The organism is Streptomyces sp. NPDC054834 (assembly GCF_053611185.1).
On record NZ_JBSGZV010000012.1, the window covers coordinates 95608 to 118413 of the forward strand.

A 22806-nucleotide genomic window follows, 5' to 3' on the forward strand; every position below is an offset into this window, starting at 1 on the left:
CATGACACGCGTGCTCGCCGTGATCGGCCCACATCCTGGTGCGACACGCTCAAACCGGTTCGGGTTGCGGCTCCGGTCGCGGCGCCGGCGCGGCCTTCGGCTCCCACAGTCTGGTGGTCCGCACATACCCCTGGATCACCGAGGCCATCGCCAGAATGAGAAGCGGTCCGAACACCCACGGATGTCCGGCCATCTCCACCGGCAGACAGCGGTAGGACACCAAGAGCGTGACGAACACCGTGGCGCCGTAAGCGACCAGCTGGATTCCCGACCGGTCCCAGCCACGTGCCTGCGTGCGCAGAGCCGCCTCGATCGTGAGCGTGAACACCACACCGGCGACGAGATCCGCGCCGTAGTGGTAGCCGAAGCCCAGCGTCGCGCCGAGCGTGGCGACAAGCCAGAACGCGCCCGCGAAGCGCAGAACCCTCGGGCCCTTGCGGGAGTGGATGAAAATCGCGGTGGCCCACGCCGTGTGCAGGCTGGGCATGCAGTTGCGCGGGGTGATCGCGTTGAATGACATCGGGTGCGGCGCGTTGAACGGCGGCGGCGTGTTCGGCCACAGGTCGGCCATCGCGAAGTGCCCGCCGTCGGAGCCGTAGGCGAAAATCGGCCCGACCACCGGGAAAATCATGTAGATGCCCGGCCCGAGGAGGCCGATCACCAAAAAGGTGCGCACCAGATGATGGCGCGGGAACCGGCGCTCGACCGCCACGTCCCGCAACTGGTACAGCGTGACGACCACCGCCATCACCGCGAGCTGGATGTAGACGTAGTCGAGAACATGGGCGCCGACCGGACCGGTGGTCCTGACGATCCGGCCCACCACCCACGACGGGTTGCCCAGCGCGTGATCGGCGGTCGCCACGTACTGGTCGAGCACCGCCGGGCGGGTCTTCGACGTGATGAGCAGCCAGGTGTCACCGGTCTTGCGGCCGGCCACCAGCAGCAGGGCCAGCCCGACACCCTTCAGCAGCAGGACCCTCTCCGGGCCGGTGCGGCGCGTGACGGCGATGACCGCATAGCCCAGAATCACCCACAACGCGCCGTTTCCGAACGGGTGCCCGTGTCCCTCGGCCATCTTGAACCCGGCCGGCCACCGCACCGCGAAAAAGACGACGTCGATGCCGACCGCGACACCGGCCGCGATGAACCGCTCCCGCCAGGTGAGCACCACCATCATCAACGCCAGGCTGGCGTACAGCAGCGGCCCCGATTTGGGCGGCAGTACGACCTCTTCCACCTGATTGGTGATCGGCCCCGGCAGCCCGTAGTGACGTGCGGCGATCTCCAGCGCAATGAGGAATCCGAGGGTCACCACACCCGCCGTGGCCCACAGCAACGCCCGTGGCTGACGCCACGCGGCGAACTCATTTCTGCGCTTTATTCGCGAAAGCGCCCCAGATGTTATAAATCTCAATTGTTTGGCCGATTTGGTAGATTTTGGAGGGTGATCAACATGAATTTGAAGATGCTATCGGATAGCTGTGAGCAGGCTTCGCTCTTTACGGGTGGTGCCAAGGGATGCGAAGACCGGTCTTCTAAACGGCGCTGGGGCGCGGAGAGCCTCGGAAGACCTGGCTGGTGTGCCAGGAGCGGTGGGCCTCCGCGATGGGCCGGACGCCGGGTTGCGGTCCGATGAGCGGACGGCCCGCGAGTGCTGTGACGTGTTCGCGGGCGCTGGTGCTGCGGCCGACGAAGCCCTGCGAGACCAGAACACGGTGGCCGTCGCCTATGCCGAGGACGCCTTTGTCGAACAGCTTGTGATGCAGCGAGCACAGGCACAGCCCGTTGTCGACGTCGTCCGGGCCGTCGAACGCCCACCAGCGCACATGGGCCGCCTCCAGTCCGACGGGAGCCGTGCCGATCATGCCGTCGTAGCCGCAGAAGGCGCACTGGTACTCGTAGGCGGTCAGCACCATCTCCCGCATGCGCCGGTCCCGCTGCCGCCTCCCGGGCGCCGCCACAGCGCCTGTCTCCGCCAACTCCGGTTCCAGGCCCACCGCGTCGCACAGGTCCTGATGCAGCGAGGGAGGGAAGTGCAGGTCCAGGAGCACCCTTGCCATGCGGCCCAGCAGCGACGGTTCGCGCCGGAGCGCCGTCCGCAGCTCCGGGGTCAGCCGCCCGGTGGCGCCACTGGCCCGCAGTTCCCGTACCCCGGTGCCGGGGCTACCGGCGCCGTGATCGGTTCGTACCTCCCACACCCCGTCGCTGACCAGATGGTGGAAGGGGTAGGCGGGCGTGGTCTCGCGAGCCGGACCGTACTCCGCCAGCAGCTGCTTCAGATCGGCCTCCACGGCGCTGTACCGCATTGCGCCATCGGCATCCGCCTGAAAGCGGCCCAGTGCGTAGAGCAGCAGCAGTGGCTTGTGCGGCGCCCGCACCCCGTCCCGACTCCACTGCCTCAGCTTCGCGGCGCGGTCCAGCCAATCCATGACCGGTGATCGTAGCGACACTGTGCCGCACGTCATGGTCGATCAGATCTTGTCCGGCGCAAGAAATACCGTCTCGGGGTCTCGAAGGGGCCTGGGGAGTGGGCCGGCTCCCAGACGGCTCCCAGCATTGCTGCCCGTTGCCGACCTTCAACCGCGCAGTGCGGCGACCGTGGTTGTGAGCCCTTGCCGGATGGTGATGACGGAGGCCACCGTTCTGACGGCCAGGCCGAGGTCTTCCAGGTTCTCGGCGACGCGTCGCCGGTCAGGCGGCGAGCCGTCCACAAGAATCGAAGTGCCCGGATGCCGATGCCGGCCTCAGAGGCTCTGTCCCGCCGGAGATCTCGACGCGCTGCGCCGTGACCCATCGGTTGGCGTCCGAGAGCAGTGCAGCGAGGGCGGCGCCGATGTCGTCGGGCTCGCCCACACGGCCAGCGCGACCTGCGAGGTGAGGTACGCGCGCACCTGCTCGTTGCGCATCATGCCGCCGCCGAAGTCGGTCGCGCATACCCGCCCAAGCCGTAAACGACTTCGTCGAAAGCCAGCTGGCGGAGGCCGCCTGATGACCAAGCGTCGTAGCCGTGGTGACGGCGGCCTGCACTGGGACGAGGAGAGACAGCGCTGGATCGCCACGGCGAATCTCGGCTTCGATCCAAGCGGCAAGCAATTGGAGTTCACGCGGGTTCCATGAGGGCTTTAGGGCAGTAGCGAGTGCAAGTGAGCAGGTAAGGGCCCTCGTTCTGCCTGCCGCTCGTGCGTGTCAATTCTCCGAGTTGCTGGCAGATTCTGCGAGTTCGGCCAGCAACTTGCCAGGCTGTGCGGGATTCCGGAAGTCGCCGCCGAGACTCAAGAGGTACTGGAAGAGATCCAGTCGTCGTTGTTTCGATGGCGGTCCAGTCCCACGGCCTCGAATTCGTCCTCGCCCAGGCTGCTCCGCACGCCGAGCGGCCGAAGAGCCTGCGAGATCGGGCTGACTGCTCGCGAGAACCACTTCTTCGCCGGCGTATCCAGTGGCCCCACTGCCAGCGCCCCATCAGCCCAGACGGCGGCCCGTTGCTCACCGGCGCCACCGAAGTACTCGGCCTCGACATAGGCGACGGGCCCTGCGGCGGACCACTGGGCAAGCAACCTCTCGAAGCCTCCTGGCAACCGCCAAAACCCCAGAGCCCCCGCGGTGCTGCCGCCCGTGACGGCGTCGAAGACCTCATCCGTCATCGGCATCAGCGACAGGCCCTGACGTAGCGGCGCCACCCGGGCGCCAGCAACGCCACGTGACGCGGCACGCAGCAACTCGTCACCCGCGATCACCGCCTGCAACTCGTAACCCACCGAGGCCCTCCCCCACCGATTGGAGACCTCATCATGCCCCAGCCACCCCGGACGAACCCGCGTGCCTCATCACGCCATGACCCACGCCCGCCAGCGCGTTCCCGACCAGGCGACCTTCAGATCCTGCGAACCCGCTGGTTTCGGCGTCCCACTGGAGGAGATCTCCCGCCTTGTCGGCCACTCCGGTACGGCCGTGACCGAGGATGTCTACCGGAAGCAGATCCGCCCCGTGATCCAAACTGGAGCCGTGGTCATGGACGGCATCTTCAGCCGGATTCCGGAGCCGTAGCCACGCAGATAGACACGCAGACGAAACAGGTGAGGCACCTACCACGACTGGTAGGTGCCTCACCTGCTACTGCACTGTCGGGGTGGCGGGATTTGAACCCACGGCCTCTTCGTCCCGAACGAAGCGCGCTGCCAAGCTGCGCTACACCCCGGTGTCGCTGCTTGTCGCGGCGACGTCGTTTACTTTAGCCCACTGGTGGCCGGAGACGAAATCCGGTTTTGCGGGGGCGGCGGACGGGGTTCGGGCGGGTGTGGTCGAGGGCGACCAGGAGGACGGCGAGGGTGTAGGAGGAGAGGCCGAGGAGGAGGGCGTTGGCGAGGGTGTGCTTGTAGCCGTCCTGGTCGGCGTCGAGGAAGGGGTAGAGGTAGCGGGCCGGGGTGCCGGGGAGGAGCAGTTCGGCTCGGGTGAGGGAGAAGGCCAGGTAGGCCAGGGGGTAGAGCATCCAGGTGGTGGCCTGGCGCAGGTTCAGGCGGCCGGGGGCGGTGAGCAGGAGCCAGTCCAGGAGGGCTCCTAGGGGGATGGCCGTGTGGAGGAGCTGAAGGGCGGTCCACTGGCCGTGCCAGCGTGCTGGGGGTGTGGTCGCGTCCGTCATCGAGAACGGGGGCGTCGTGTGGGGGAGGAGCAGGTGGTACACCGCCGCCGCGATCAGGGCGTACAGCAGCACCGCGCCGGTCAGGGCCGACGGCAGGGGGCGGCGGGCCGTTCCGGCGCGGTGGGCCGAGGCGGCGAAGGTCAGGGCCAGCAGGGCGTTGCTCTGGACGCTGAAGTAGCTCAGGGTCCGGGCCGGGCTGCCCAGCAGTAGCTCGAGCGCGACGCCTGCCGTCGCGAGTACGGCGATCAGCAGGCGGAAGACCGCGGTCAGGGGGCGCTGTACGGGCGGCACCACCGCCGCGGCCGGGACCGGGGAGAGCGGCAGGGCGGGGGAGCCGGGCACCGGGGGGAGGTCGGGGATGTCCCTGGGTATGGGAGGTGTCCGGGGTACCCGAGGTGACGGCGGTGTCGGGGGCGTCGGGGCGGTCATCCCCTCACGCTAGGCAGAGCGGGCAAAAGGGGCGATCCGGTGGACCCGGGTGGGTTACCCCCACCCTTTTGCATCCGGGTCGCGTCTGTCTCCTACTCCTTCGCCACCAGCGTCAGCAGCGACGCCTCCGGCGGGCACGCGAACCGTACCGGCGTGTAGCGGTTCGTGCCGCAGCCCGCCGAGACGTGGAGGTAGGCCGTACGGCCCTCCGCCGTGTGCGTGGACAGGCCCTTCACGCGGTCCGTGTCGATGTCGCAGTTGGTGACCAGGGCGCCGTAGAAGGGGATGCAGAGCTGGCCGCCGTGGGTGTGGCCGGCCAGGAGCAGGGGGTAGCCGTCGGCCGTGTACGCGTCCAGTACGCGCAGGTACGGGGCGTGCACCACGCCCATCGAGAAGTCGGCCGAGGCGGAGGGGCCGCCGGCGACCCGGGCGTAGCGGTCGCGCTTGATGTGCGGGTCGTCCAGGCCGGTGAGCTCCACCGAGATGCCCTCGATCTTGAGCTCGCCCCGGGTGTTGGTCAGATTCAGCCAGCCCGCCCCGTCGAAGCCGTCCCGGAGGTCCTCCCACGGGTTGTGGATGGCGCCCACGGCCGGCGGGTTGCCGTTCAGGCCGTGCCGACCGCTGGCCTTCTCCAGCAGGTAGCGGGCGGGGTTGCGGAGCTTGGGGCCGTAGTAGTCGTTGGAGCCGAAGACGTACGCGCCCGGGAACTCCATCAGCGGGCCGAGCGCGTCCAGCACCTCCGGCACGCCCTCCGGGTCGGAGAGGTTGTCGCCCGTGTTGATCACGAAGTCGGGGCGCAGGCCCGCCAGCGAGCGCAGCCAGCGCTGCTTCTTGCGCTGGTCGCGGACCATGTGGATGTCGGAGACCTGGAGCACCCGCAGCGGGCGCATGCCCGGGGGCAGGACGGGCACCGTCACCCGGCGGAGGCGGAAGGAACGGGCCTCGAAGCCCGCCGCATACACCAGACCGGCGGCGCCGGCCGCCACGACTCCCAGGGGTACTCCGTATCGCGCGCGCATGCCTCCATCGTCTCAGACCCTGACGGGGCGTCGAGACAGGCGTCGAGACGGGCCGCCCCGTGGGGCCGCCCCACGGCCCCCGGCGGAGTCCCGTAAATCAGCGGGCGTTCGCGTCACCGCACCTGCGACAATCGAGCCATGACCACCACGCTCAAGTCGAAGCTTCACGACGACCTCAACGCCGCGATCAAGGAGCGTGACGAGCTCCGCTCCTCGACGCTCCGGCTGACGCTCGCCGCGATCACCAAGGAGGAGGTCGCGGGCAAGACGAAGCGCGAGCTCTCCGACGACGAGGTCCAGAAGGTGATCACCAAGGAGGCCAAGAAGCGCCGCGAGGCGGCCGAGGCCTTCGCGCAGGGTGGTCGCGCCGAGCAGGCCGAGCGGGAGAAGGCGGAGGGCGAGGTGCTCGCCGCGTACCTGCCCAAGCAGCTGTCCGACGAGGAGCTGGACGCGATCGTGGCGCAGGCCGTCGGGGAGGCCAGGGCCGCCGGTGCCGAGGGGCCGCGGGCCATGGGCGCCGTGATGAAGATCGTGAACCCGAAGGTGGCCGGCCAGGCCGAGGGCGGCCGGGTCGCCGCCGCGGTCAAGAAGCTGCTGGCGGGCTGACCGCCACCGCGTACGACGGCGGGGCCGCACCCTCGGTCGGAGGGTGCGGCCCCGCCGCGTCGCCCGGTGGGATCAGCGCTGCCCGCCGCTCCCGTTCCCCCTGCTCCCCCCGTTGCCCTGCCCCTGGATGAAGCCCTCCGGGAAGGAGAAGGTGGGTGTCGGGGAGCCGTTGTTGTCGCCGGTCGTACCGCCGTCCGTCAGGCCGCCGATGAGCCCGCCGATGACACCACCGGTGTTGTCGCCGTTACCGTCGCCGTTCCCGTTCCCGTGCCCCTTGCCCTTGCCGTCGCCCTTGTCCTTGTTGTCGTCCGGGATGTCGACGAGGTTGAAGTCGGGGGCTTCCTTGCCGACCAGAGCACCGGCCATGGCGTCGCGCCAGATCGGGCCGGGGACCTGGCCACCGTAGACGAGGTCGTTGTAGTGGCCGCCGATGGTGATGTTGACCATCTTCACGTTCTGCTTGGCGCTGCCGACCCAGACCGCACCGGACAGGTTGGGCGTGTAGCCGACGAACCAGGCGTTCTTCCGCTCGTCCGTCGTACCCGTCTTGCCCGCGCTCTCGCGGTCGCTGAGTCCGGCCTGCTGACCCGTACCGGAGTCGATCACGCCGCGCAGCAGGGTGTTGACCGTGTCGGCGGTCTTCTCGCTCATCGCGCGCGAGCACGTCGACTTCGGCACCTCGAGCGACTTCTGCTCGTCACCGATCTTCTGGGTGATCGACTCGATGGCGACCGGCGTGCAGTACATGCCCCGGGCGGCGAAGGTGGCGTACGCGTCGGCCATCGTCAGCGGGGAGAGACCGATCGCGCCGAGTGCGATGGAGGGGTTCTCGGGGAGCTTGTCGCCGTTGCCCTGCACCACGTGCAGGGCGTCGGTCATCTTCACCACCGGGCACAGGCCGATGTCGGAGATGAGCTGCACGAAGTAGGTGTTGACGGACTTGGCCATCGCCTCCTTCATGCGGTACGGGCCCTTCTCGGACTCGCTCTCGTTCTCCACCGTGTACGAGCGGTCGTTGACCCACGGCTTGCTGCTACAGGTCTGCACCGGGCTCGGGTAGTTCATCTTGTACGGCGACGAGTACGCCTGCGTCGCGGGCTTGCCGCCCTCGACGGCGGCCGCGGCCACGAACGGCTTGAAGGTCGAACCGGTCGGGAAGCCGAAGTTCGAGCCGCCCATGTCATGGTTGACGGAGTAGTTGTACTCGGTCTCGTTCTTGCCGTAGCCGTACGGCTTCGACTGGCCCATCGCCAGGATCTTGCCGGTGCCGGGCTCCACCAGGGTGGAGGCCGCGGCGACCCGGTCGGACTTGTAGACGTGCTCCTTGAGGGAGGCCTGCACCGACTCCTGGGCCTGCGGCTCGAGCGTCGTACGGATCGTCAGGCCGCCCTTGTTCCACAGCTTGGCGCGCGCCTCGCGGGTCTTGCCGAAGGCCGGGTCGGTGAGGAAGACGTTCTCGACGTACTTGCAGAAGAACGCCGCCCCCTTGGAGGCGGTGATGCAGCCGTTCTTCGGCCGCCTGACGTGCAGTCCGAGCGGGGCCTTCTTGGCCTTGTCCGCCTCCGCGCCGGAGATGTCGCCGACCTGAGCCATACGGGTGAGTACGGTGTTGCGCCGCTTGGTGGCCTCGGCCTCGTCGTTGACCGGGTCGTACCGGCTCGGGGACTGCACGATGCCGGCCAGCAGCGCCGACTCCTGGAGATTCAGGTCCTTGGCGTGCTTGGAGAAGTAACGCTGCGCGGCCGCCTCGATGCCGTAGGCCTGCTCGCCGAAGAAGGTGATGTTCAGGTAGTTCTCGAGGATCTTCTTCTTGCCCAGCTTGTCCTCGAGCTGGATCGCGTACTTCAGCTCGCGGATCTTGCGGCCCAGCGTCTGCTGGGTGGCCTGCGCGACCTTCGTCGGGTCGTCGCCGGCCTCCTCGATGAAGTAGTTCTTCACCAGCTGCTGAGTGAGCGTGGAGGCGCCCTGGGCGACCCCGCCGCTCTGCGCGTTCTTGTTCAGGGCGCGCAGGACGCCCTTCAGGTCGATCGCGCCGTGCTGGTAGAAGCGGGAGTCCTCGATCGCGACGATCGCCTTCTGCATGTACGGCGAGATGTCCTTGAGGTCCACCACCGTACGGTCCCGCGAGTACACGGAGGCGATCTTGTGGCCCGCGCTGTCCAGGATCGCGGTGCGCTGACTGAGCTGTGGGCTCTTGAGGTTGGTGGGGATCTCGTCGAAGCCCTGCACCGTACCCTTGGCCGCGAGACCGAGCGCGCCGGCCGCGGGCAGCGCGATGCCGGCCATCACCGCTCCCGCGAGCACACTGACACCGAGGAACTTGGCGGCCTGCTGTGTGGCCGACAGACCACCGCCCGAGCGCTTCTTTGGCATGAGGGCAGCCTACGTTCTCATTCGCCGGACACGCGTTAAGGCCTTGGCCTAAGCTGCTATCAACTGTCACAGCAGTGCGGCCACGTATCAATACGTCCTGCGACCCCGAATCGTTCCGGATGTAGCCGACTTTTTTGTGGGCGGCGTGTCCGAATCCGCCTCGTGTGTCACCTGGCGCCCGTTGTGACACACCACAGCTGTACCGGTTTGCCGGGATGGTCACGCATGTCGCCAGCTCACTCCCGCGGGTGATCTGCCGCTTACCCATAGTCCGTTCGGGCCATTCAAGATTGGGCCCGAAGGGGGTGTTGCGCTGTGCCCACCTTCCGTAACGTCCTCAACTGGCGGCGGTGAATATGCCGCTGCCGCCGTGGGGGAGCCTCGATTCGGGAGAGGACGGCGCCGGTATGGGCTGGGTAATCGACTGGAGTGCGCAGGCTGCCTGCCGCACTACCGATCCGGATGAACTGTTCGTTCAGGGAGCAGCGCAGAACAGGGCCAAGGCGGTGTGCACCGGATGCCCGGTACGCACCGAATGCCTGGCCGACGCGCTGGACAACCGCGTCGAGTTCGGCGTGTGGGGAGGCATGACGGAGCGCGAGCGCCGCGCACTGCTGCGCAGGCGACCCACCGTGACCTCCTGGCGCAGGCTCCTGGAGACCGCGCGCTCGGAGTACGAGCGGGGAACCGGAATCGTGCCCCTTGACGACGACGAGGTGTACGAGAACTACGCGGCCGTCAGCTGACCGCGGAGGTGAGCTGACCGCCGAGGCGAGCTGACCGCAGGGCCTAGGAAAGCTCGGGCCGGCCGGCAGCGAGCCGGTCGCCGATGTTCCGCAGACCCGTGAGGTCGTGCACATCGCCGGGCAGCGCGGCCACTTCCACCACCGCCACCTCGGGGTGGAGCGCGGTGAAGCGGTCACGTGTGCGCTGCTCGCGGGAGAGCAGCCGCATGCGCTCGGCGTGCAGCCTCAGCAGGCCCGCGGCGAGCCGGTCGACGGAGGGCTCCGCCGTGGGGGATTCCGCCGTGGAGGTGCCCGCCGTGGAGGTGTCTGCCGTGGGAGATTCGGGCGCGGTCGGCTCCGACGCGGAAGATTCTGAACTGCCGTACATGTCGGGAGAGTTACGAAGTCCAGCTTTCCCGTCCCCCTGATCCACAATGCGGGGCTCTTCAAGATTTTCCGCGGCGGCGAGCGCACGCTCGGCCGACAACCGGTCGGCGCCGCTGCCGTGGACCCGGTTGAGCACCAGCCCGACCAGCGGCATGTCCTCCGCGGCCAGCCGCTCGACGAAGTACGCGGCCTCGCGCAGCGCGTCCCGCTCCGGGGCCGCCACCACCAGGAACGCCGTGCCGGGCGCCTGAAGCAGCTTGTACGTGGCGTCCGCGCGCGTACGGAAGCCACCGAAGGTGGTGTCCATCGCCGCCACGAACGTCTGGACGTCCTTCAGCAGCTGACCGCCCAGCAGCTTGCCCAGCGTGCCGGTCATCATCGACATGCCGACGTTGAGGAAGGCCATCCCCGCGCGCCCGCCCAGCTTCGCGGGGGCCGTCAGCAGCCGGATCAGCCGGCCGTCCAGGAAGGAGCCCAGCCGCTTCGGGGCGTCCAGGAAGTCCAGGGCGGAGCGCGACGGCGGCGTGTCGACGATGATGAGGTCCCACTCGTCCTTCGCCCGCAGTTGCCCCAGCTTCTCCATCGCCATGTACTCCTGCGTGCCCGCGAAGCCCGCCGAGAGCGACTGGTAGAAGGGGTTGGACAGGATCGCGGCCGCCCGCTGGGGGTCGGCGTGCGCCTCGACGACCTCGTCGAAAGTGCGCTTCATGTCGAGCATCATGGCGTGCAGTTCGCCGTCGTTCTCGGTGCCCTTCACCCGGCGCGGCACGTTGTCCAGCGAGTCGATGCCCATGGACTGGGCCAGCCTGCGCGCCGGGTCGATGGTGAGGACGACCACCTTGCGGCCCCGCTCGGCGGCCCTGAGCCCGAGCGCCGCCGCGGTCGTGGTCTTGCCCACCCCGCCCGAGCCGCAGCACACCACGATCCGGGTCTCGGGGTCGTCGAGCAGCGGATCGACGTCGAGCACGCGCGTGGGAGAGAGCCGGTGGCGTGCGGTGTCCTGCGCCTGGGTCGGGTCCGGAGTCATGACATCCCCTGATTCCGCAGCTCGTGGGCGAGTTGGTACAGGCCCGCCAGGTCCATGCCCTCGGCGAGCAGCGGCAGCTCGTGCAGCGGCAGGCCCAGCTCGCCGAGGACCGCGCGCTGCTCCTGCTCCAGCGCGTACCGCTCGGCGTACTCCTCGGCCTGCTCCAGCAGCGGATCCACCAGCCGCTCGGCGTTCCCGCCCCGGCGCGCCCCGCCCAGCCCGGCGGCGGACAGCGACCGGGCGACGGCGGTGTGCTCCACGGTCCGTACGAGTTCCACGTCGTCCGCGTCCAGCACCTCGGGCCGGACCATGTTCACCACGACCCGGCCCACCGGCAGCCGGGCCGCGCGCAGTTCCGCGATCCCGTCCGCGGTCTCCTGCACGGGCATCTCCTCGAGGAGCGTCACCAGGTGAACGGCCGTCTCGGGCGACTTCAGCACACGCATCACGGCCTGGGCCTGATTGTGTATCGGGCCGATCTTGGCGAGCCCGGCGACCTCGTCGTTGACGTTGAGGAAGCGGGTGATGCGCCCGGTCGGCGGCGCGTCCATGACCACGTAGTCGTACGCGAACCGTCCGCTTCTGTCCTTGCGCCGGACCGCCTCGCACGCCTTGCCGGTGAGCAGGACGTCCCGCACGCCCGGCGCGACGGTGGTGGCGAAGTCGATGGCGCCGAGTTTCTTGAGGGCCCTGCCCGCGCTGCCGAGCTTGTAGAACATCTGGAGGTACTCCAGAAGGGCCAGTTCGGGGTCTATGGCGAGGGCGAACACCTCCCCGCCCCCGGGCGCGACCGCGATCTTCCGTTCCTCGTAGGGCAGCGCCTCCGTCTCGAAGAGCTGTGCGATGCCCTGCCGACCCTCGACCTCGACGAGAAGCGTCCGCTTCCCCTCCGTGGCCAGGGCCAGCGCGAGTGCGGCGGCGACCGTCGTCTTTCCGGTCCCGCCCTTGCCGCTGACGACCTGGAGCCTGCTCACGTCTTCGAGCCTAACCAGTCCGCCCGCGGGCTACGCGGGAGGCTGTGGATAACAGGGGCTACAGTCGGCCACATGACCAAGTGGGAATACGCAACCGTGCCTCTGCTCGTCCATGCCACGAAGCAGATTCTGGACACCTGGGGCGAGGACGGCTGGGAGCTCGTCCAGGTCGTGCCCGGGCCGAACAACCCCGAACAGCTCGTGGCCTACCTGAAGCGGGAGAAGCAGTAATGGGCGCCGTCGAGGAGCGGCTGGCCGAACTCGGTCTGACCCTGCCGGAGGTCGTGCCGCCGCTGGCCGCCTACCAGCCCGCCGTGCAGTCCGGCCCCTACGTCTACACCTCCGGCCAGCTGCCGATGGTGGAGGGCAAGCTTCCGGTCACCGGCAAGGTGGGCCTTGAGGTCACCGCGGAGGAGGCCAAGGAGCTGGCCCGCACCTGCGCGCTGAACGCGCTGGCCGCCGTGAAGTCCGTCGCCGGCGACCTGGACCGCATCGCGCGCGTGGTGAAGGTCGTGGGCTTCGTCGCCTCGGCAGCCGACTTCACCGGCCAGCCGGGTGTCGTCAACGGCGCCAGCGAGCTGCTCGGCGAGGTCCTCGGCGACAGGGGCGTGCACGCGCGCAGCGCGGTCGGCGTCGCCGTGCTGCCGCTGGACGCGCCGGTGGAGGTCGAGGTCCAGGTGGAGCTCGTCCCGTAACACTCCGGGATATGCCCTGGTCCCGGGCGCCTCTCGAACATTCGCGCACCACGGGATAGCCTCCGGCCATGGCGAATGGGCAGTGGTATCCCCCGGAGTGGCCCGAACGCATCCGTGCGCATGCGGAGGGCACGCTCACGCCGGTGCTTCCCCGGCGAGCGGCCACGGTGATGCTCCTCAAGGACGCCGGCACCGGCCCTATCGTCCACATGCTGCGCAGACGCGCCTCCATGGCCTTCGCCGGAGGCGCGTACGCGTATCCCGGCGGCGGGGTCGACCCGCGCGACGACGACCGCGACATCCGCTGGGCGGGTCCCACGCGCGCGTGGTGGGCCGACCGGCTCGGCGTCGACGGGGCCGGTGCCCAGGCGATCGTCTGCGCGGCCGTGCGGGAGACGTACGAGGAGGCGGGCGTTCTGCTCGCCGGTCCCACGCCCGGGTCGGTCGTCGGCGACACCACCGGCGCCGACTGGGAGACGGACCGCGCCGCCCTGGTCGCCCGGGAGCTGTCCTTCGCGGAGTTCCTGGACCGCCGCGGCCTGGTGCTGCGCTCCGACCTGCTGGGCGCCTGGGCCCGGTGGATCACCCCCGAGTTCGAGAGCCGCCGCTACGACACCTGGTTCTTCGTGGCCGCCCTGCCCGAGGGCCAGCGCACCCGCAACGCCTCCACGGAGGCCGACCGCACGGTGTGGATCCGGCCGCGGGACGCGGCGGCCCGGTATGACAAGGGTGAGCTGCTGATGATGCCGCCCACCATCGCCACCCTGCGCGAGCTGTCCCCGTACGGCACCGCCGCCGCGGCCCTCGCCGCCGCGCCCGCGCGCGACCTGACCCCGGTTCTGGCCCGGGCCCGCCTGGTGGACGGCGAGATCGTCCTGTCCTGGCCCGGCCACGACGAGTTCACCAAGCACATCCCGACACTCCCGACGCCCGGTGGAGGCCCCGCATGACGGACGCAGCAGCCCTGCCCGGCCAGCCCCGCGGCGGAGCTCTGGCCGGGCCCGCCACGGAGCGGGCCGTCAACGTCCTCGCGCCCAACGCCTCCGCTATGACCCTGGACGGCACGAACACCTGGATCGTCTCCGAGCCCGGCTCCGAGCTCGCCGCGGTCGTCGACCCGGGCCCCCTGGACGACGGCCATCTGCGCGCGGTCGTCGACGCGGCCGAGAAGGCCGGCAAACGCGTCGCCCTCACCCTGCTCACCCACGGCCACCCCGACCACGCCGAGGGCGCGGGGCGCTTCGCCGAACTCACCGGCACGCGCGTGCGTGCCCTGGACCCGGCGCTGCGGCTCGGCGACGAGGGCCTGGCCGCCGGTGACGTGATCACGGTCGGCGACCTGGAGCTGAGGGTCGTACCGACCCCGGGGCACACCGCGGACTCCCTGTGCTTCCACCTCCCGGCCGACCGTGCCGTCCTCACCGGCGACACGATCCTCGGACGCGGCACGACCGTCGTGGCGCATCCCGACGGCCGTCTGGGCGACTATCTGGACTCGCTGCGGCGCCTGAGGTCCCTGACGGTCGACGACGGCGTCCACACGGTCCTCCCCGGTCACGGCCCGGTGCTGGAGGACGCCCAGGGCGCCGTGGAGTTCTACCTCGCCCACCGCGCCCACCGCCTCGCCCAGGTGGAGACGGCCGTCGAGGACGGCTACCGCACCCCCGGCCAGGTCGTCGCCCACGTCTACGCCGACGTGGACCGCACCCTGTGGCCGGCGGCGGAGCTGTCGGTGCGGGCCCAGCTGGACTACCTGAGCGAGCACGGCCTCATCTAGGGCCCGTTAGGGCCCGTCCTCGGGGCGCGGGGCCTTCACCCCGTGCACGCGCGCGTACTCCTCGGCCAGCCAGGGCCCCAGGTCGTCGACGTACGACCGCAGGACGTCCGGACCGCCGACCGGCTCGTAGCCGTACTCCGCGGCCGTGCGCAGCTGTCCGGCGCGCGGCGGGTAGTAGGCGCCGAACACCTCGGCCATCTCGCGCAGATCGCTGGTCCAGCCGTTCCAGCGGGGCATCACCAGGGTGAAGCCGGTGCGCACGAGATGCCGGGACATGAAGCGGACCAGGGGCCGCCGGGCCTCGCTGTCGGCCGCGCCCGCGATCCGCTCGCGCCAGCGCGGCAGCAACCGGGCCAGGTCGCCGTTGGTCTCGCGGGCCAGCAGCGCGTCGGGCCGGTAGCGGGGCAGGTGCTCGGCGAGGTCGTCACCGAGCAGCGGGGTGCACAGGCAGGCGACGAACCACCCCAGGTCGTACCTCTCCAGGCCGCTGAGCAGCCGGGCCCGGCCGTACAGCAGCGTCCCCGCGCCGTCGATCTGCGGGAACTCCTTGTCGAGCGCCTCACCGAGTGCGCGTGCCGCCTGCCGGTCCGCGTCGGTCGGCTCCTCACGCAGGGCGAGCAGCAGATCGAGATCGCTGCGCCCCACGCGCGCGGTGCCGCGCGGAATCGACCCGTAGAGGTACGCGCTGTGCAGGCGGGCACCGAAGGCGTCCGGGAGCCGCTCGCGGGCGGCTGCCACGACGGGGCGGAAGGCGTGCGGGACTCGGGCGAGGGAGCCCTCGCGCGCGATGTGGCCCCGGTCGTCGAGACCCTTCGGGGGAACCGTTTCGGCCATGCGCTCACTGTGCCCGGCGAACGCGCGCCGGGCAGCCCATTTTCCGCGCGGGCCGGAAGCGCCCTGCGGCTACGGCGAGAGCCCTGCGGCTACGGCGAGAGCCCTGCGGCTACGGCGAGAGCCCTGCGGCTACGGCGAGAGCCCTGCGGCTAACGCAAGCGCCCTGCGGCTAACGCGAGCGCTTCGCGAGCCGCTCCACGTCGAGAAGGATCACCGCACGCGCCTCCAGGCGCAGCCATCCCCGCTGGGCGAAGTCCGCCAGCGCCTTGTTCACGGTCTCGCGCGAGGCGCCGACGAGCTGGGCCAGCTCCTCCTGCGTGAGGTCGTGGACGACGTGGATGCCTTCCTCCGACTGCACGCCGAAGCGGCGGGAGAGGTCCAGCAGGGCGCGGGCGACGCGCCCGGGGACGTCGGAGAAGACCAGGTCGGACATAGCGTCGTTGGTCTTGCGCAGGCGGCGCGCGACGGCGCGCAGCAGGGCGCCGGCCACCTCGGGACGCACGTTCAGCCAGGGCTGGAGGTCGCCGTGGCCGAGACCCAGCAGCTTGACCTCGGTCAGCGCGGTCGCGGTCGCCGTGCGCGGGCCCGGGTCGAACAGCGACAGCTCGCCGATGAGCTCGCCGGGACCGACGACCGCCAGCATGTTCTCGCGGCCGTCGGGGGAGGTCCGGTGGAGCTTGACCTTGCCCTCGGTGACGACGTACAGCCGGTCACCGGGGTCGCCCTCGTGGAACAGTGAGTCACCGCGCGCGAGGGTCACCTCACTCATGGAGGCGCGGAGCTCCGCGGCCTGCTCGTCGTCGAGCGCCGCGAAGAGCGGGTTGCGCCGCAGAACGTCGTCCACGAGTTATCTCCCTTGTCGACCTGCTCAGGGGATCTTGCTCCCCCATGTGCCAGGGGACCGTGTTCCCCATTTTGCCGGACGATCCAAACAGTGTGATCTGTCACAAGGATGCCGCACAGGTGTCCCGAGGTAAGCGGGCGGGGTCCAATCGGGGGCCGATCTTCCGGGTCCGGGGCGGATGTCGGTGCCGGGCTTTAGGCTGGCCGGGTGTCCAAATCGCCGGTGAGAGCACAGGCCAAGGGGGCTGGGCGGGTGGTTGTACGTCGTGATTCCGCTGTGGGCGAACAGAATCCCAGCCGCGGTAATAAAACAGTCAAAACAGCTAAAAAGGTACCCGCGACCGAGACGCGCACCGCTCTCGTCCGCAGGGCCCGGCGCATCAATCGCGAACTTGCCGAGGTCTACCCGTACGCCCATCCGGAGCTCGACTTCGAGAACCCCTTCCAGCTCCTGGTCGCCACGGTCCTGTCCGCCCAGACCACCGACCTGCGGGTCAACCAGACCACGCCCGCGCTGTTCGCCAAGTACCCCACTCCCGAGGACCTGGCCGGCGCGAACCCGGAGGTGGTCGAGGAGATCCTCCGCCCGTGCGGTTTCTTCCGGGCCAAGACCAAGTCGGTCATAGGGCTGTCCAAGGCCCTGACCGAGCAGTTCGGCGGCGAGGTCCCCGGGAAGCTGGAGGATCTGGTCAAGCTGCCCGGCGTCGGCCGCAAGACCGCCTTCGTCGTCCTCGGCAACGCCTTCGGGCGGCCCGGCATCACCGTGGACACGCACTTCCAGCGGCTGGTGCGGCGCTGGAAGTGGACCGAGGCGAGCGACCCGGACAAGATCGAGGCCGAGGTCGGCGCGCTCTTCCCCAAGAGCGACTGGACGGACCTCTCGCACCACGTGATCTGGCACGGCCGCCGCATCTGCCACGCCCGCAAGCCCGCCTGCGGCGCCTGCCCCATCGCCCCGCTCTGCCCGGCGTACGGCGAGGGGGAGACCGACCCGGAGAAGGCCAAGAAGCTCCTGAAGTACGAGAAGGGCGGCTTCCCCGGCCAGCGCCTGAAGCCCCCGCAGGCCTACCTCGACGCGGGCGGCCGCCCGGCGCCGCCGCTGGGGGCCGTATGACGGAACGATCTCGAGGCACCCGGGCGTTGAAGACGGCAGAACGGGGGTGGCGATGACGCAGGCGAGCAATACCCAGGGCGGTGCGGTGACGCTCAGCAAGGTGGACCTGCCGGCCTGGCTCGACCCGGTGGTGCGGGCCGCGGAGACGGTCAAGCCGCTACAGCTCAGCCGCTTCCTGCCGCCCGAGAACGGCGCGGGCCGCCAGTCCGCGGTGCTGATCCTGTTCGGCGACGGCGATGGCGACGGCGACGGCGGCAACGGCGGCAACGGCGAGCGCGGTCCCGAGCTGCTGCTGATGGAGCGCGCGAGCTCGCTGCGCTCCCACGCCGGGCAGCCCTCCTTCCCCGGCGGCGCCCTCGACCCCGGGGACGGCGACCCGAAGGGCGACGGACCGCTGCGGGCCGCACTCCGCGAGGCCGAGGAGGAGACCGGTCTCGACCCGTCAGGGGTGCAGCTCTTCGGCGTGCTGCCCAAGCTGTACATCCCGGTCAGCGGCTTCGTCGTCACCCCGGTGCTCGGCTGGTGGCGCGAGCCCAGCCCGGTGGGCGTTGTCGACCCGAACGAGACCGCCCGGGTCTTCACGGTCCCCGTGGCGGATCTCACGGACCCCGCCAACCGCGCCACAGCCGTCCACCCCAGCGGTCACCGAGGTCCGGCATTCCTGGTCGAATCGGCACTCGTCTGGGGATTCACGGCCGGGATCATCGACCGCCTGCTGCACTACGCGGGCTGGGAGCGCCCGTGGGACCGGGAGAAGCAGGTCCCGCTCGACTGGCGGTCATGACAGGGTGATCCCCGTGAATGTGCTGGACATCCTGTTGCTGGTCGCCGCCGTGTGGTTCGCGATCGTCGGCTACCGCCAGGGCTTCGTCGTCGGCATCCTGTCGGTGATCGGCTTCCTCGGCGGCGGTCTCGTCGCCGTCTACACGCTGCCGGTCGTCTGGGACGCCATGACCGACAACGCGCAGGTCAGCACGACCGCCGCCGTCGTCGCCGTGGTGGTCGTGATCGTCTGCGCCTCCATCGGCCAGGCCCTGACCACCCACCTCGGCAACAAACTGCGCCGGTACATCACCTGGTCCCCCGCCCGCGCCCTGGACGCCACCGGCGGGGCCCTGGTCAACGTGGTCGCGATGCTCCTCGTGGCGTGGCTGATCGGTTCCGCCCTCGCGGGCACCACGCTGCCGACGCTGGGCAAGGAGGTCCGCAACTCCAAGGTGCTCCTCGGGGTCTCCCAGGCGCTGCCCGCCCAGGCGAACACCTGGTTCGCGGACTTCTCCTCCGTCCTCGCGCAGAACGGCTTCCCGCAGGTCTTCAGCCCCTTCGCCAACGAGCCGATCACCGACGTACAGCCCCCCGACCCGGCCCTGGCGGGCAGCGCGGTCGCCGCGCACGCCCAGCGGTCCGTCGTCAAGGTCATGGGCACCGCCCAGAGCTGCGGCAAGGTCCTGGAGGGCAGCGGCTTCGTCTTCGCCGACCGCCGCGTGATGACCAACGCGCACGTGGTCGGCGGCGTGGACGAGCCGACCGTGCAGATAGGCGGAGAGGGCCGCAAGTACGACGCGAAGGTCGTCCTCTACGACTGGCACCGCGACATCGCCGTCCTCGACGTCCCCGACCTGAAGGCACGCCCCCTCAGCTTCTCCGCGAAGGACGCGGCGAGCGACGACGGCGCGATCGTCGCGGGCTTCCCGCAGAACGGGTCGTACGACGTCCGCGCCGCGCGTGTACGCGGACGCATCACCGCCAACGGCCCGGACATCTACCACCGCGGCACCGTCCGCCGTGACGTCTACTCGCTCTACGCGACCGTCCGCCAGGGCAACTCCGGGGGCCCGCTGCTCACGCCCAAGGGCAAGGTGTACGGCGTGGTCTTCGCGAAGTCCCTCGACGACGCCGAGACCGGTTACGCGCTCACCGCGGACGAGATCCAGCAGGACATCGACCAGGGACGTTCCGCGAACCAGCAGGTGGGCACCGACAGCTGCGCTCTCTAGGGCGACGGTCGCCGACGAGGCTCAGCCGCGGCGGGGCCCGGCCGTGGTCGGTCGCGTGGGGCTCAGCCGCGGGGATGACGCAGGCGTACCGAGACCCAGCGGGCCCGGCGGCGCAGGATGCGCGGGATTCCCACCCGGAGGTCCGTGCCCTGCATCTGCGGAGCGCCTCCCCGGTGCGAGCTCAGGCCGGTGGCCGAGCGTCGGTTACGGGGTGCGTCACTGTAGTCGTGCGTCCAGCCCATACCCGGACGTGTGCCCCTGCCCCAAGGTCGATAACCGCCTCGGAGCCCCTCAATTGGCCTATGCGCTGGGCATGTGGCCGTTCGTGGAACAGGTGTTCAGGTTCGGATACCGGGCGCATTGGCGCGGTCACCGATCCGGTCCGGGTCTTTTCGGCCGACCGGGCCGGATCCGGGGCACGCGCGCGTCAGCGGTCGGGCTCCGGATCCTTCAGCCAGTTGATGAGCTCCGAGGAGAAGGCCACCGGGTCCTCTTCATGGGGGAAGTGCCCGAGCCCGTCGAACAGCCGCCAGCGGTACGGGGCTTCGACGTACTCGCCCGAACCGGCCGCGCTCCGCGTGCGCATGACGGGGTCGAGGGAGCCGTGCAGATGCAGCGTGGGCACGCGAACCGGCCGCTTCATGCGGCGGTTGAACTGGATACCGTCCGGGCGGGCCAGCGACCGGACCATCCAGCGGTACGGCTCGATCGAGCAGTGCGCGGTCGACGGGATGCACATGGCCCGGCGGTACGTCTCCACCGCCTCGTCGTCCGGCAGCCGCGGCCCGGACCAGTCCCGGATCAGCTCGCCCACCAGCGCCCCGTCGTCGGCGGTCAGCTGCCGCTCCGGGATCCACGGCCGTTGGAACCCCCAGATGTAGGAGCCGGCCACCGTCTGCCGGGCGTCCCGCAGCATCGCCGCGCGCCAGCGCCGCGGATGCGGCATGGACACCACCGCGAGCCGCCGCACCAGCTTGGGCCGCATCGTGGCGGCCGTCCACGCCAGGTAGCCGCCCAGGTCATGGCCGACCAGCGCGGCGTCCGGCTCGCCGAGGGAGCGCACCACGCCGGTGATGTCGAGGGCGAGGTTGGCCGGGTCGTACCCGCGCGGGGTGCGGTCGCTGCCGCCCACGCCCCGCAGGTCCATCGCGACGGCCCTGAAGCCCGCGTCGGCGAGCGCGACGAGTTGGTGCCGCCACGTCCACCAGAACTGCGGGAAGCCGTGCAGCAGCAGCACCAGCGGGCCGTCGCCCAGCTCCGCGATGTGGAAGCGGGCGCCGTTGGCGGCGACGTCCCGGTGCTTCACCTCCCGGCCGCCGGGAACGTCCAGCCGTGCGACCGAGAAAGGGTGTGCCGAAGCGGCGGGGTCCGTCATGACGACGAGCGTGCCACAGCCTCGATGGCCGCGGGGGACCGGTCCTCCAGGGCCGGCGCCTGGCGGGGGTGCGGCTTGGCCTTCTGGAGGACGCCCGCCGTCTCCTTCATGGACGCCGCGACCTTCTGCGGGCCCTTGTTTTTCTGCGCCTTCTTCGCGAAGAACATGCCGATCAGCGCGAGACCGCCGGCGACGAGGACGTTGGCCGCGAAGGACAGCAGGAAGCAGACCGCCAGGTTCCAGCCGCTCCAGGTCCGGATGCCGTACGCGAGGGCGAAGTTGAGCATCGGCAGGGAGAACAGCAGCACCGCGCCGGCCACCGTGAAGGCGCCGCCGCTGGTCGCGCCGCGCTTGACGTCCTGTTTCAGCTGGGCCTTGGCCAGTGCGATCTCGTCGTGCACCAGCGCCGACATTTCGGTCGTCGCCGAGGCGAACAGCTGGCCGATGCTGCGTTCGGCGCCGACCGGGCTGCCGTCGGGTGCGCTCATCGCGGTCTCCCTCTCCGTCTTTTCGTGCCGTCTCGTTTTGTACCGTCTCGTCAGATCATGCCGGACGGTCGCCTTCCTCGCCTGCCCTGTCCGGCACTTCGGCACTCGTGTGGCGTCCGGCGGCCGTCTCCGCGAGGTCCACGGCGAGACGCCGGTGCTCGGCGGCCTTGCGCTCCAGGAGCTCCGCCATGCGCAAGTGGTAGGCCGGGTTGTCCTGCTCGTAGATGTCCGGGATGCCGTCGAGGTCCTCGTCCCGCTCCTCCTCCTCGCACAACCTGCGGTACTTGGCGTTGCGCACCTTCAGCAGGGCCGTCGCGCAGACCGCCGCGATCAGCGACCCGGTCAGTACGGCGGCCTTCACCTCGTCGGTGAGGACCGCGTCGCCCTCGAAGGCGAGCTCGCCGATGAGCAGCGAGACCGTGAAGCCGATGCCGGCGAGCGTCGCCACGGCGAAGACGTCGGCCCATGCGAGGTCATCGCTGAGCGAGGCCCGGGTGAAGCGGGCGGTCAGCCACGTACCGCCGAAGACGCCGATCGTCTTGCCGACGACCAGCGCGAGCACCACGCCGAGCGTCTGCGGCTTGGTGAACACGTCCGCGAGCGCCCCGCCGGAGACCGCCACCCCGGCGCTGAACAGCGCGAACAGCGGCACGGCCAGCCCCGCCGACAGGGGGCGCACGAGATGCTCGATGTGCTCGCCGGGCGAGTGCTGCTCGCCCTCGCGGGTGGTGCAGCGCAGCATCAGTCCCATGGCGACGCCCGCGATGGTGGCGTGGACGCCGCTGTTGTACATCAGCGCCCAGATGACCAGCGCGAGCGGCACGTACACGTACCAGCCGCGTATGCCCACGCGCAGCAGCAGCCAGAAAGCGACGAGCCCGGCGACCGCGCCGGCGAGCGCGGCGAAGTCGATGTGCTCGGTGAAGAAGACCGCGATGATCAGGATCGCGAACAGGTCGTCGACGACGGCCAGGGTGAGCAGGAAGGCACGCAGGGCGCTGGGCAGCGCCGTGCCGATGACCGCGAGCACGGCGAGCGCGAAGGCGATGTCGGTGGCGGTGGGCACCGCCCAGCCGGCGAGCGAGCCGCCGCCGGTGATGTTGGTGAGGGTGTAGACGAGCGCCGGTACGGCCATGCCGCACAGCGCGGCGACCACGGGCAGCGCGGCGGCCTTCGGGTCCCGGAGGTCACCGACGGCGAGCTCGCGCTTGAGCTCGATGCCGGCTACGAAGAAGAAGACCGCGAGCAGTCCGTCGGCCGCCCAGTGCGCCACGGAGAGGTTCAGACCGAGGGCTGCGGGGCCGAGGCGGTAGTGGCTGACGCTTTCGTAGCTGTGGTGCAGCGCCGGGACGTTCGCCCAGACCAGGGCCGCGACGGCGGCGACCAGCAGCAGCACACCGCCGACGGTCTCGGTGCGCAGGGCATCCGCGACGTAGGTCCGCTCGGGCAGGGACAGCCGTCCGAGGACCTTGCGGGGAGCGGTGGTGCGGGGCGCGGGCACGGG

At 70.3% G+C, this 22806-nt stretch carries 24 protein-coding genes, 1 tRNA gene and 1 pseudogene; 11 read left to right on the forward strand and 15 right to left on the reverse strand.

All coding sequences use genetic code 11. The features are described from left to right. Positions 1-49 precede the first annotated feature (49 nt). Together ACWGJM_RS18475 and ACWGJM_RS18480 are read right to left on the reverse strand one after the other, a co-directional pair. Positions 50-1318, reverse strand: coding sequence for a phosphatase PAP2 family protein (locus tag ACWGJM_RS18475; RefSeq protein WP_453412828.1), 1269 nt, complete (start codon positions 1316-1318; stop codon positions 50-52). A 220-nt stretch (positions 1319-1538) separates the two neighbouring features. Next, on the reverse strand, positions 1539-2432 hold the full coding sequence (locus ACWGJM_RS18480; protein ID WP_453412727.1) for a phosphorothioated DNA-binding restriction endonuclease: 894 nt from the start codon (positions 2430-2432) through the stop codon (positions 1539-1541). A 559-nt stretch (positions 2433-2991) separates the two neighbouring features. On the opposite strand from ACWGJM_RS18480, the gene ACWGJM_RS18485 reads away from it, so the two are divergent. Beyond that, positions 2992-3120 (forward strand): hypothetical protein, encoded by a 129-nt coding sequence (locus ACWGJM_RS18485; RefSeq protein WP_453412833.1) that lies wholly within the window; start codon positions 2992-2994, stop codon positions 3118-3120. Between the two features lie 155 nt (positions 3121-3275). Here the strand turns inward: ACWGJM_RS18485 and ACWGJM_RS18490 are convergent, their stop codons facing one another. Next, positions 3276-3758: a hypothetical protein gene (locus tag ACWGJM_RS18490; protein WP_453412728.1), complete on the reverse strand. Its 483-nt coding sequence runs from the start codon at positions 3756-3758 to the stop codon at positions 3276-3278. A 142-nt stretch (positions 3759-3900) separates the two neighbouring features. On the opposite strand from ACWGJM_RS18490, the pseudogene ACWGJM_RS18495 reads away from it, so the two are divergent. Continuing rightward, positions 3901-4047, forward strand: a pseudogene (locus ACWGJM_RS18495) (site-specific integrase); the annotation flags it as partial. Between the two features lie 77 nt (positions 4048-4124). Here ACWGJM_RS18495 and ACWGJM_RS18500 read toward each other — a convergent pair. The 3 genes from ACWGJM_RS18500 to ACWGJM_RS18510 form a co-directional block, all read right to left on the reverse strand. Next, positions 4125-4198, reverse strand: a tRNA-Pro gene (locus tag ACWGJM_RS18500). 33 nt (positions 4199-4231) lie between these two features. After that, the gene (locus ACWGJM_RS18505; RefSeq protein ID WP_453412729.1) at positions 4232-5068 is read right to left on the reverse strand and encodes a Pr6Pr family membrane protein; all 837 of its coding nucleotides are present in this window, start codon (positions 5066-5068) and stop codon (positions 4232-4234) included. Between the two features lie 92 nt (positions 5069-5160). Beyond that, entirely contained in the window at positions 5161-6087 is a 927-nt protein-coding gene (locus tag ACWGJM_RS18510; RefSeq protein ID WP_453412730.1) for a metallophosphoesterase, read from the reverse strand. 138 nt (positions 6088-6225) lie between these two features. Here ACWGJM_RS18510 and ACWGJM_RS18515 point away from each other — a divergent pair, with 138 nt between their 5' ends. Beyond that, positions 6226-6693 (forward strand): GatB/YqeY domain-containing protein, encoded by a 468-nt coding sequence (locus ACWGJM_RS18515; protein WP_453412731.1) that lies wholly within the window; start codon positions 6226-6228, stop codon positions 6691-6693. Between the two features lie 72 nt (positions 6694-6765). Here the strand turns inward: ACWGJM_RS18515 and ACWGJM_RS18520 are convergent, their stop codons facing one another. Then, positions 6766-9066 (reverse strand): transglycosylase domain-containing protein, encoded by a 2301-nt coding sequence (locus tag ACWGJM_RS18520; RefSeq protein WP_453412732.1) that lies wholly within the window; start codon positions 9064-9066, stop codon positions 6766-6768. 407 nt (positions 9067-9473) lie between these two features. Between ACWGJM_RS18520 and wblA the strand changes: the two genes are divergently transcribed. Then, positions 9474-9812, forward strand: a complete 339-nt coding sequence (gene wblA / locus ACWGJM_RS18525) for a transcriptional regulator WblA (RefSeq protein ID WP_389143597.1) — start codon at positions 9474-9476, stop codon at positions 9810-9812. A gap of 43 nt (positions 9813-9855) precedes the next feature. On the opposite strand, the gene ACWGJM_RS18530 is transcribed toward wblA, so the two are convergent. Together ACWGJM_RS18530 and ACWGJM_RS18535 are read right to left on the reverse strand one after the other, a co-directional pair. After that, positions 9856-11205 carry an ArsA family ATPase gene (locus tag ACWGJM_RS18530; protein WP_453412733.1) on the reverse strand — a complete coding sequence of 450 codons (1350 nt, stop codon included), beginning with the start codon at positions 11203-11205 and terminating at the stop codon, positions 9856-9858. After that, positions 11202-12179, reverse strand: coding sequence for an ArsA family ATPase (locus ACWGJM_RS18535; protein WP_453412734.1), 978 nt, complete (start codon positions 12177-12179; stop codon positions 11202-11204). The genes ACWGJM_RS18530 and ACWGJM_RS18535 overlap by 4 nt, the downstream gene beginning before the upstream one ends. 72 nt (positions 12180-12251) lie before the next feature. Between ACWGJM_RS18535 and ACWGJM_RS18540 the strand changes: the two genes are divergently transcribed. From ACWGJM_RS18540 to ACWGJM_RS18555, 4 genes are all read left to right on the forward strand, one after another. Continuing rightward, positions 12252-12410, forward strand: a complete 159-nt coding sequence (locus ACWGJM_RS18540) for a DUF4177 domain-containing protein (protein ID WP_003991873.1) — start codon at positions 12252-12254, stop codon at positions 12408-12410. Further along, on the forward strand, positions 12410-12874 hold the full coding sequence (locus tag ACWGJM_RS18545) for a RidA family protein (protein ID WP_453412735.1): 465 nt from the start codon (positions 12410-12412) through the stop codon (positions 12872-12874). The genes ACWGJM_RS18540 and ACWGJM_RS18545 overlap by 1 nt, the downstream gene beginning before the upstream one ends. A 68-nt stretch (positions 12875-12942) precedes the next feature. Then, positions 12943-13824: an NUDIX hydrolase gene (locus tag ACWGJM_RS18550; RefSeq protein WP_453412736.1), complete on the forward strand. Its 882-nt coding sequence runs from the start codon at positions 12943-12945 to the stop codon at positions 13822-13824. Continuing rightward, positions 13821-14651: an MBL fold metallo-hydrolase gene (locus tag ACWGJM_RS18555; protein WP_453412737.1), complete on the forward strand. Its 831-nt coding sequence runs from the start codon at positions 13821-13823 to the stop codon at positions 14649-14651. Before ACWGJM_RS18550 ends, ACWGJM_RS18555 begins: the two co-directional genes overlap by 4 nt. A 6-nt stretch (positions 14652-14657) precedes the next feature. Here ACWGJM_RS18555 and ACWGJM_RS18560 read toward each other — a convergent pair whose 3' ends face one another. After that, positions 14658-15485: a nucleotidyltransferase gene (locus ACWGJM_RS18560; RefSeq protein WP_453412738.1), complete on the reverse strand. Its 828-nt coding sequence runs from the start codon at positions 15483-15485 to the stop codon at positions 14658-14660. A gap of 169 nt (positions 15486-15654) precedes the next feature. Beyond that, positions 15655-16329: a Crp/Fnr family transcriptional regulator gene (locus tag ACWGJM_RS18565; RefSeq protein WP_030734182.1), complete on the reverse strand. Its 675-nt coding sequence runs from the start codon at positions 16327-16329 to the stop codon at positions 15655-15657. A 276-nt stretch (positions 16330-16605) separates the two neighbouring features. Here ACWGJM_RS18565 and nth point away from each other — a divergent pair, with 276 nt between their 5' ends. Genes nth through ACWGJM_RS18580 form a run of 3 tightly spaced genes read left to right on the forward strand, consistent with a single transcriptional unit; the run spans position 16606 to position 19439 of the window. Further along, a complete protein-coding gene (gene nth, locus ACWGJM_RS18570) occupies positions 16606-17442 on the forward strand; it encodes an endonuclease III (RefSeq protein ID WP_453412739.1) in 837 nt (278 codons plus the stop codon). Positions 17443-17494: 52 nt separating this feature from the next. Beyond that, positions 17495-18226 (forward strand): NUDIX hydrolase, encoded by a 732-nt coding sequence (locus ACWGJM_RS18575; RefSeq protein ID WP_453412740.1) that lies wholly within the window; start codon positions 17495-17497, stop codon positions 18224-18226. A 13-nt stretch (positions 18227-18239) separates the two neighbouring features. After that, positions 18240-19439 (forward strand): MarP family serine protease, encoded by a 1200-nt coding sequence (locus ACWGJM_RS18580; RefSeq protein WP_453412741.1) that lies wholly within the window; start codon positions 18240-18242, stop codon positions 19437-19439. A 62-nt stretch (positions 19440-19501) separates the two neighbouring features. On the opposite strand, the gene ACWGJM_RS18585 is transcribed toward ACWGJM_RS18580, so the two are convergent. The 4 genes from ACWGJM_RS18585 to nhaA form a co-directional block, all read right to left on the reverse strand. Continuing rightward, positions 19502-19681, reverse strand: a complete 180-nt coding sequence (locus tag ACWGJM_RS18585) for a hypothetical protein (RefSeq protein WP_355938962.1) — start codon at positions 19679-19681, stop codon at positions 19502-19504. A gap of 185 nt (positions 19682-19866) precedes the next feature. Next, entirely contained in the window at positions 19867-20814 is a 948-nt protein-coding gene (locus tag ACWGJM_RS18590) for an alpha/beta fold hydrolase (protein WP_453412742.1), read from the reverse strand. After that, entirely contained in the window at positions 20811-21302 is a 492-nt protein-coding gene (locus tag ACWGJM_RS18595) for a phage holin family protein (protein ID WP_453412743.1), read from the reverse strand. Before ACWGJM_RS18595 ends, ACWGJM_RS18590 begins: the two co-directional genes overlap by 4 nt. Positions 21303-21357: 55 nt before the next feature. Beyond that, entirely contained in the window at positions 21358-22803 is a 1446-nt protein-coding gene (gene nhaA, locus ACWGJM_RS18600) for a Na+/H+ antiporter NhaA (protein WP_453412744.1), read from the reverse strand. Positions 22804-22806 lie beyond the last annotated feature (3 nt).

Coding starts and splice junctions, on each gene's coding strand:
- ACWGJM_RS18480 (WP_453412727.1), bottom strand. CDS start 2,432: ATGGATTGGCTGGACCGCGCCGCGAAGCTGAGGCAGTGGAGTCGGGAC.
- ACWGJM_RS18485 (WP_453412833.1), top strand. CDS start 2,992: ATGACCAAGCGTCGTAGCCGTGGTGACGGCGGCCTGCACTGGGACGAG.
- ACWGJM_RS18505 (WP_453412729.1), bottom strand. CDS start 5,068: ATGACCGCCCCGACGCCCCCGACACCGCCGTCACCTCGGGTACCCCGG.
- ACWGJM_RS18510 (WP_453412730.1), bottom strand. CDS start 6,087: ATGCGCGCGCGATACGGAGTACCCCTGGGAGTCGTGGCGGCCGGCGCC.
- ACWGJM_RS18515 (WP_453412731.1), top strand. CDS start 6,226: ATGACCACCACGCTCAAGTCGAAGCTTCACGACGACCTCAACGCCGCG.
- ACWGJM_RS18520 (WP_453412732.1), bottom strand. CDS start 9,066: ATGCCAAAGAAGCGCTCGGGCGGTGGTCTGTCGGCCACACAGCAGGCC.
- wblA (WP_389143597.1), top strand. CDS start 9,474: ATGGGCTGGGTAATCGACTGGAGTGCGCAGGCTGCCTGCCGCACTACC.
- ACWGJM_RS18530 (WP_453412733.1), bottom strand. CDS start 11,205: ATGACTCCGGACCCGACCCAGGCGCAGGACACCGCACGCCACCGGCTC.
- ACWGJM_RS18540 (WP_003991873.1), top strand. CDS start 12,252: ATGACCAAGTGGGAATACGCAACCGTGCCTCTGCTCGTCCATGCCACG.
- ACWGJM_RS18545 (WP_453412735.1), top strand. CDS start 12,410: ATGGGCGCCGTCGAGGAGCGGCTGGCCGAACTCGGTCTGACCCTGCCG.
- ACWGJM_RS18550 (WP_453412736.1), top strand. CDS start 12,943: ATGGCGAATGGGCAGTGGTATCCCCCGGAGTGGCCCGAACGCATCCGT.
- ACWGJM_RS18555 (WP_453412737.1), top strand. CDS start 13,821: ATGACGGACGCAGCAGCCCTGCCCGGCCAGCCCCGCGGCGGAGCTCTG.
- ACWGJM_RS18560 (WP_453412738.1), bottom strand. CDS start 15,485: ATGGCCGAAACGGTTCCCCCGAAGGGTCTCGACGACCGGGGCCACATC.
- ACWGJM_RS18575 (WP_453412740.1), top strand. CDS start 17,495: ATGACGCAGGCGAGCAATACCCAGGGCGGTGCGGTGACGCTCAGCAAG.
- ACWGJM_RS18585 (WP_355938962.1), bottom strand. CDS start 19,681: ATGGGCTGGACGCACGACTACAGTGACGCACCCCGTAACCGACGCTCG.
- ACWGJM_RS18590 (WP_453412742.1), bottom strand. CDS start 20,814: ATGACGGACCCCGCCGCTTCGGCACACCCTTTCTCGGTCGCACGGCTG.
- ACWGJM_RS18595 (WP_453412743.1), bottom strand. CDS start 21,302: ATGAGCGCACCCGACGGCAGCCCGGTCGGCGCCGAACGCAGCATCGGC.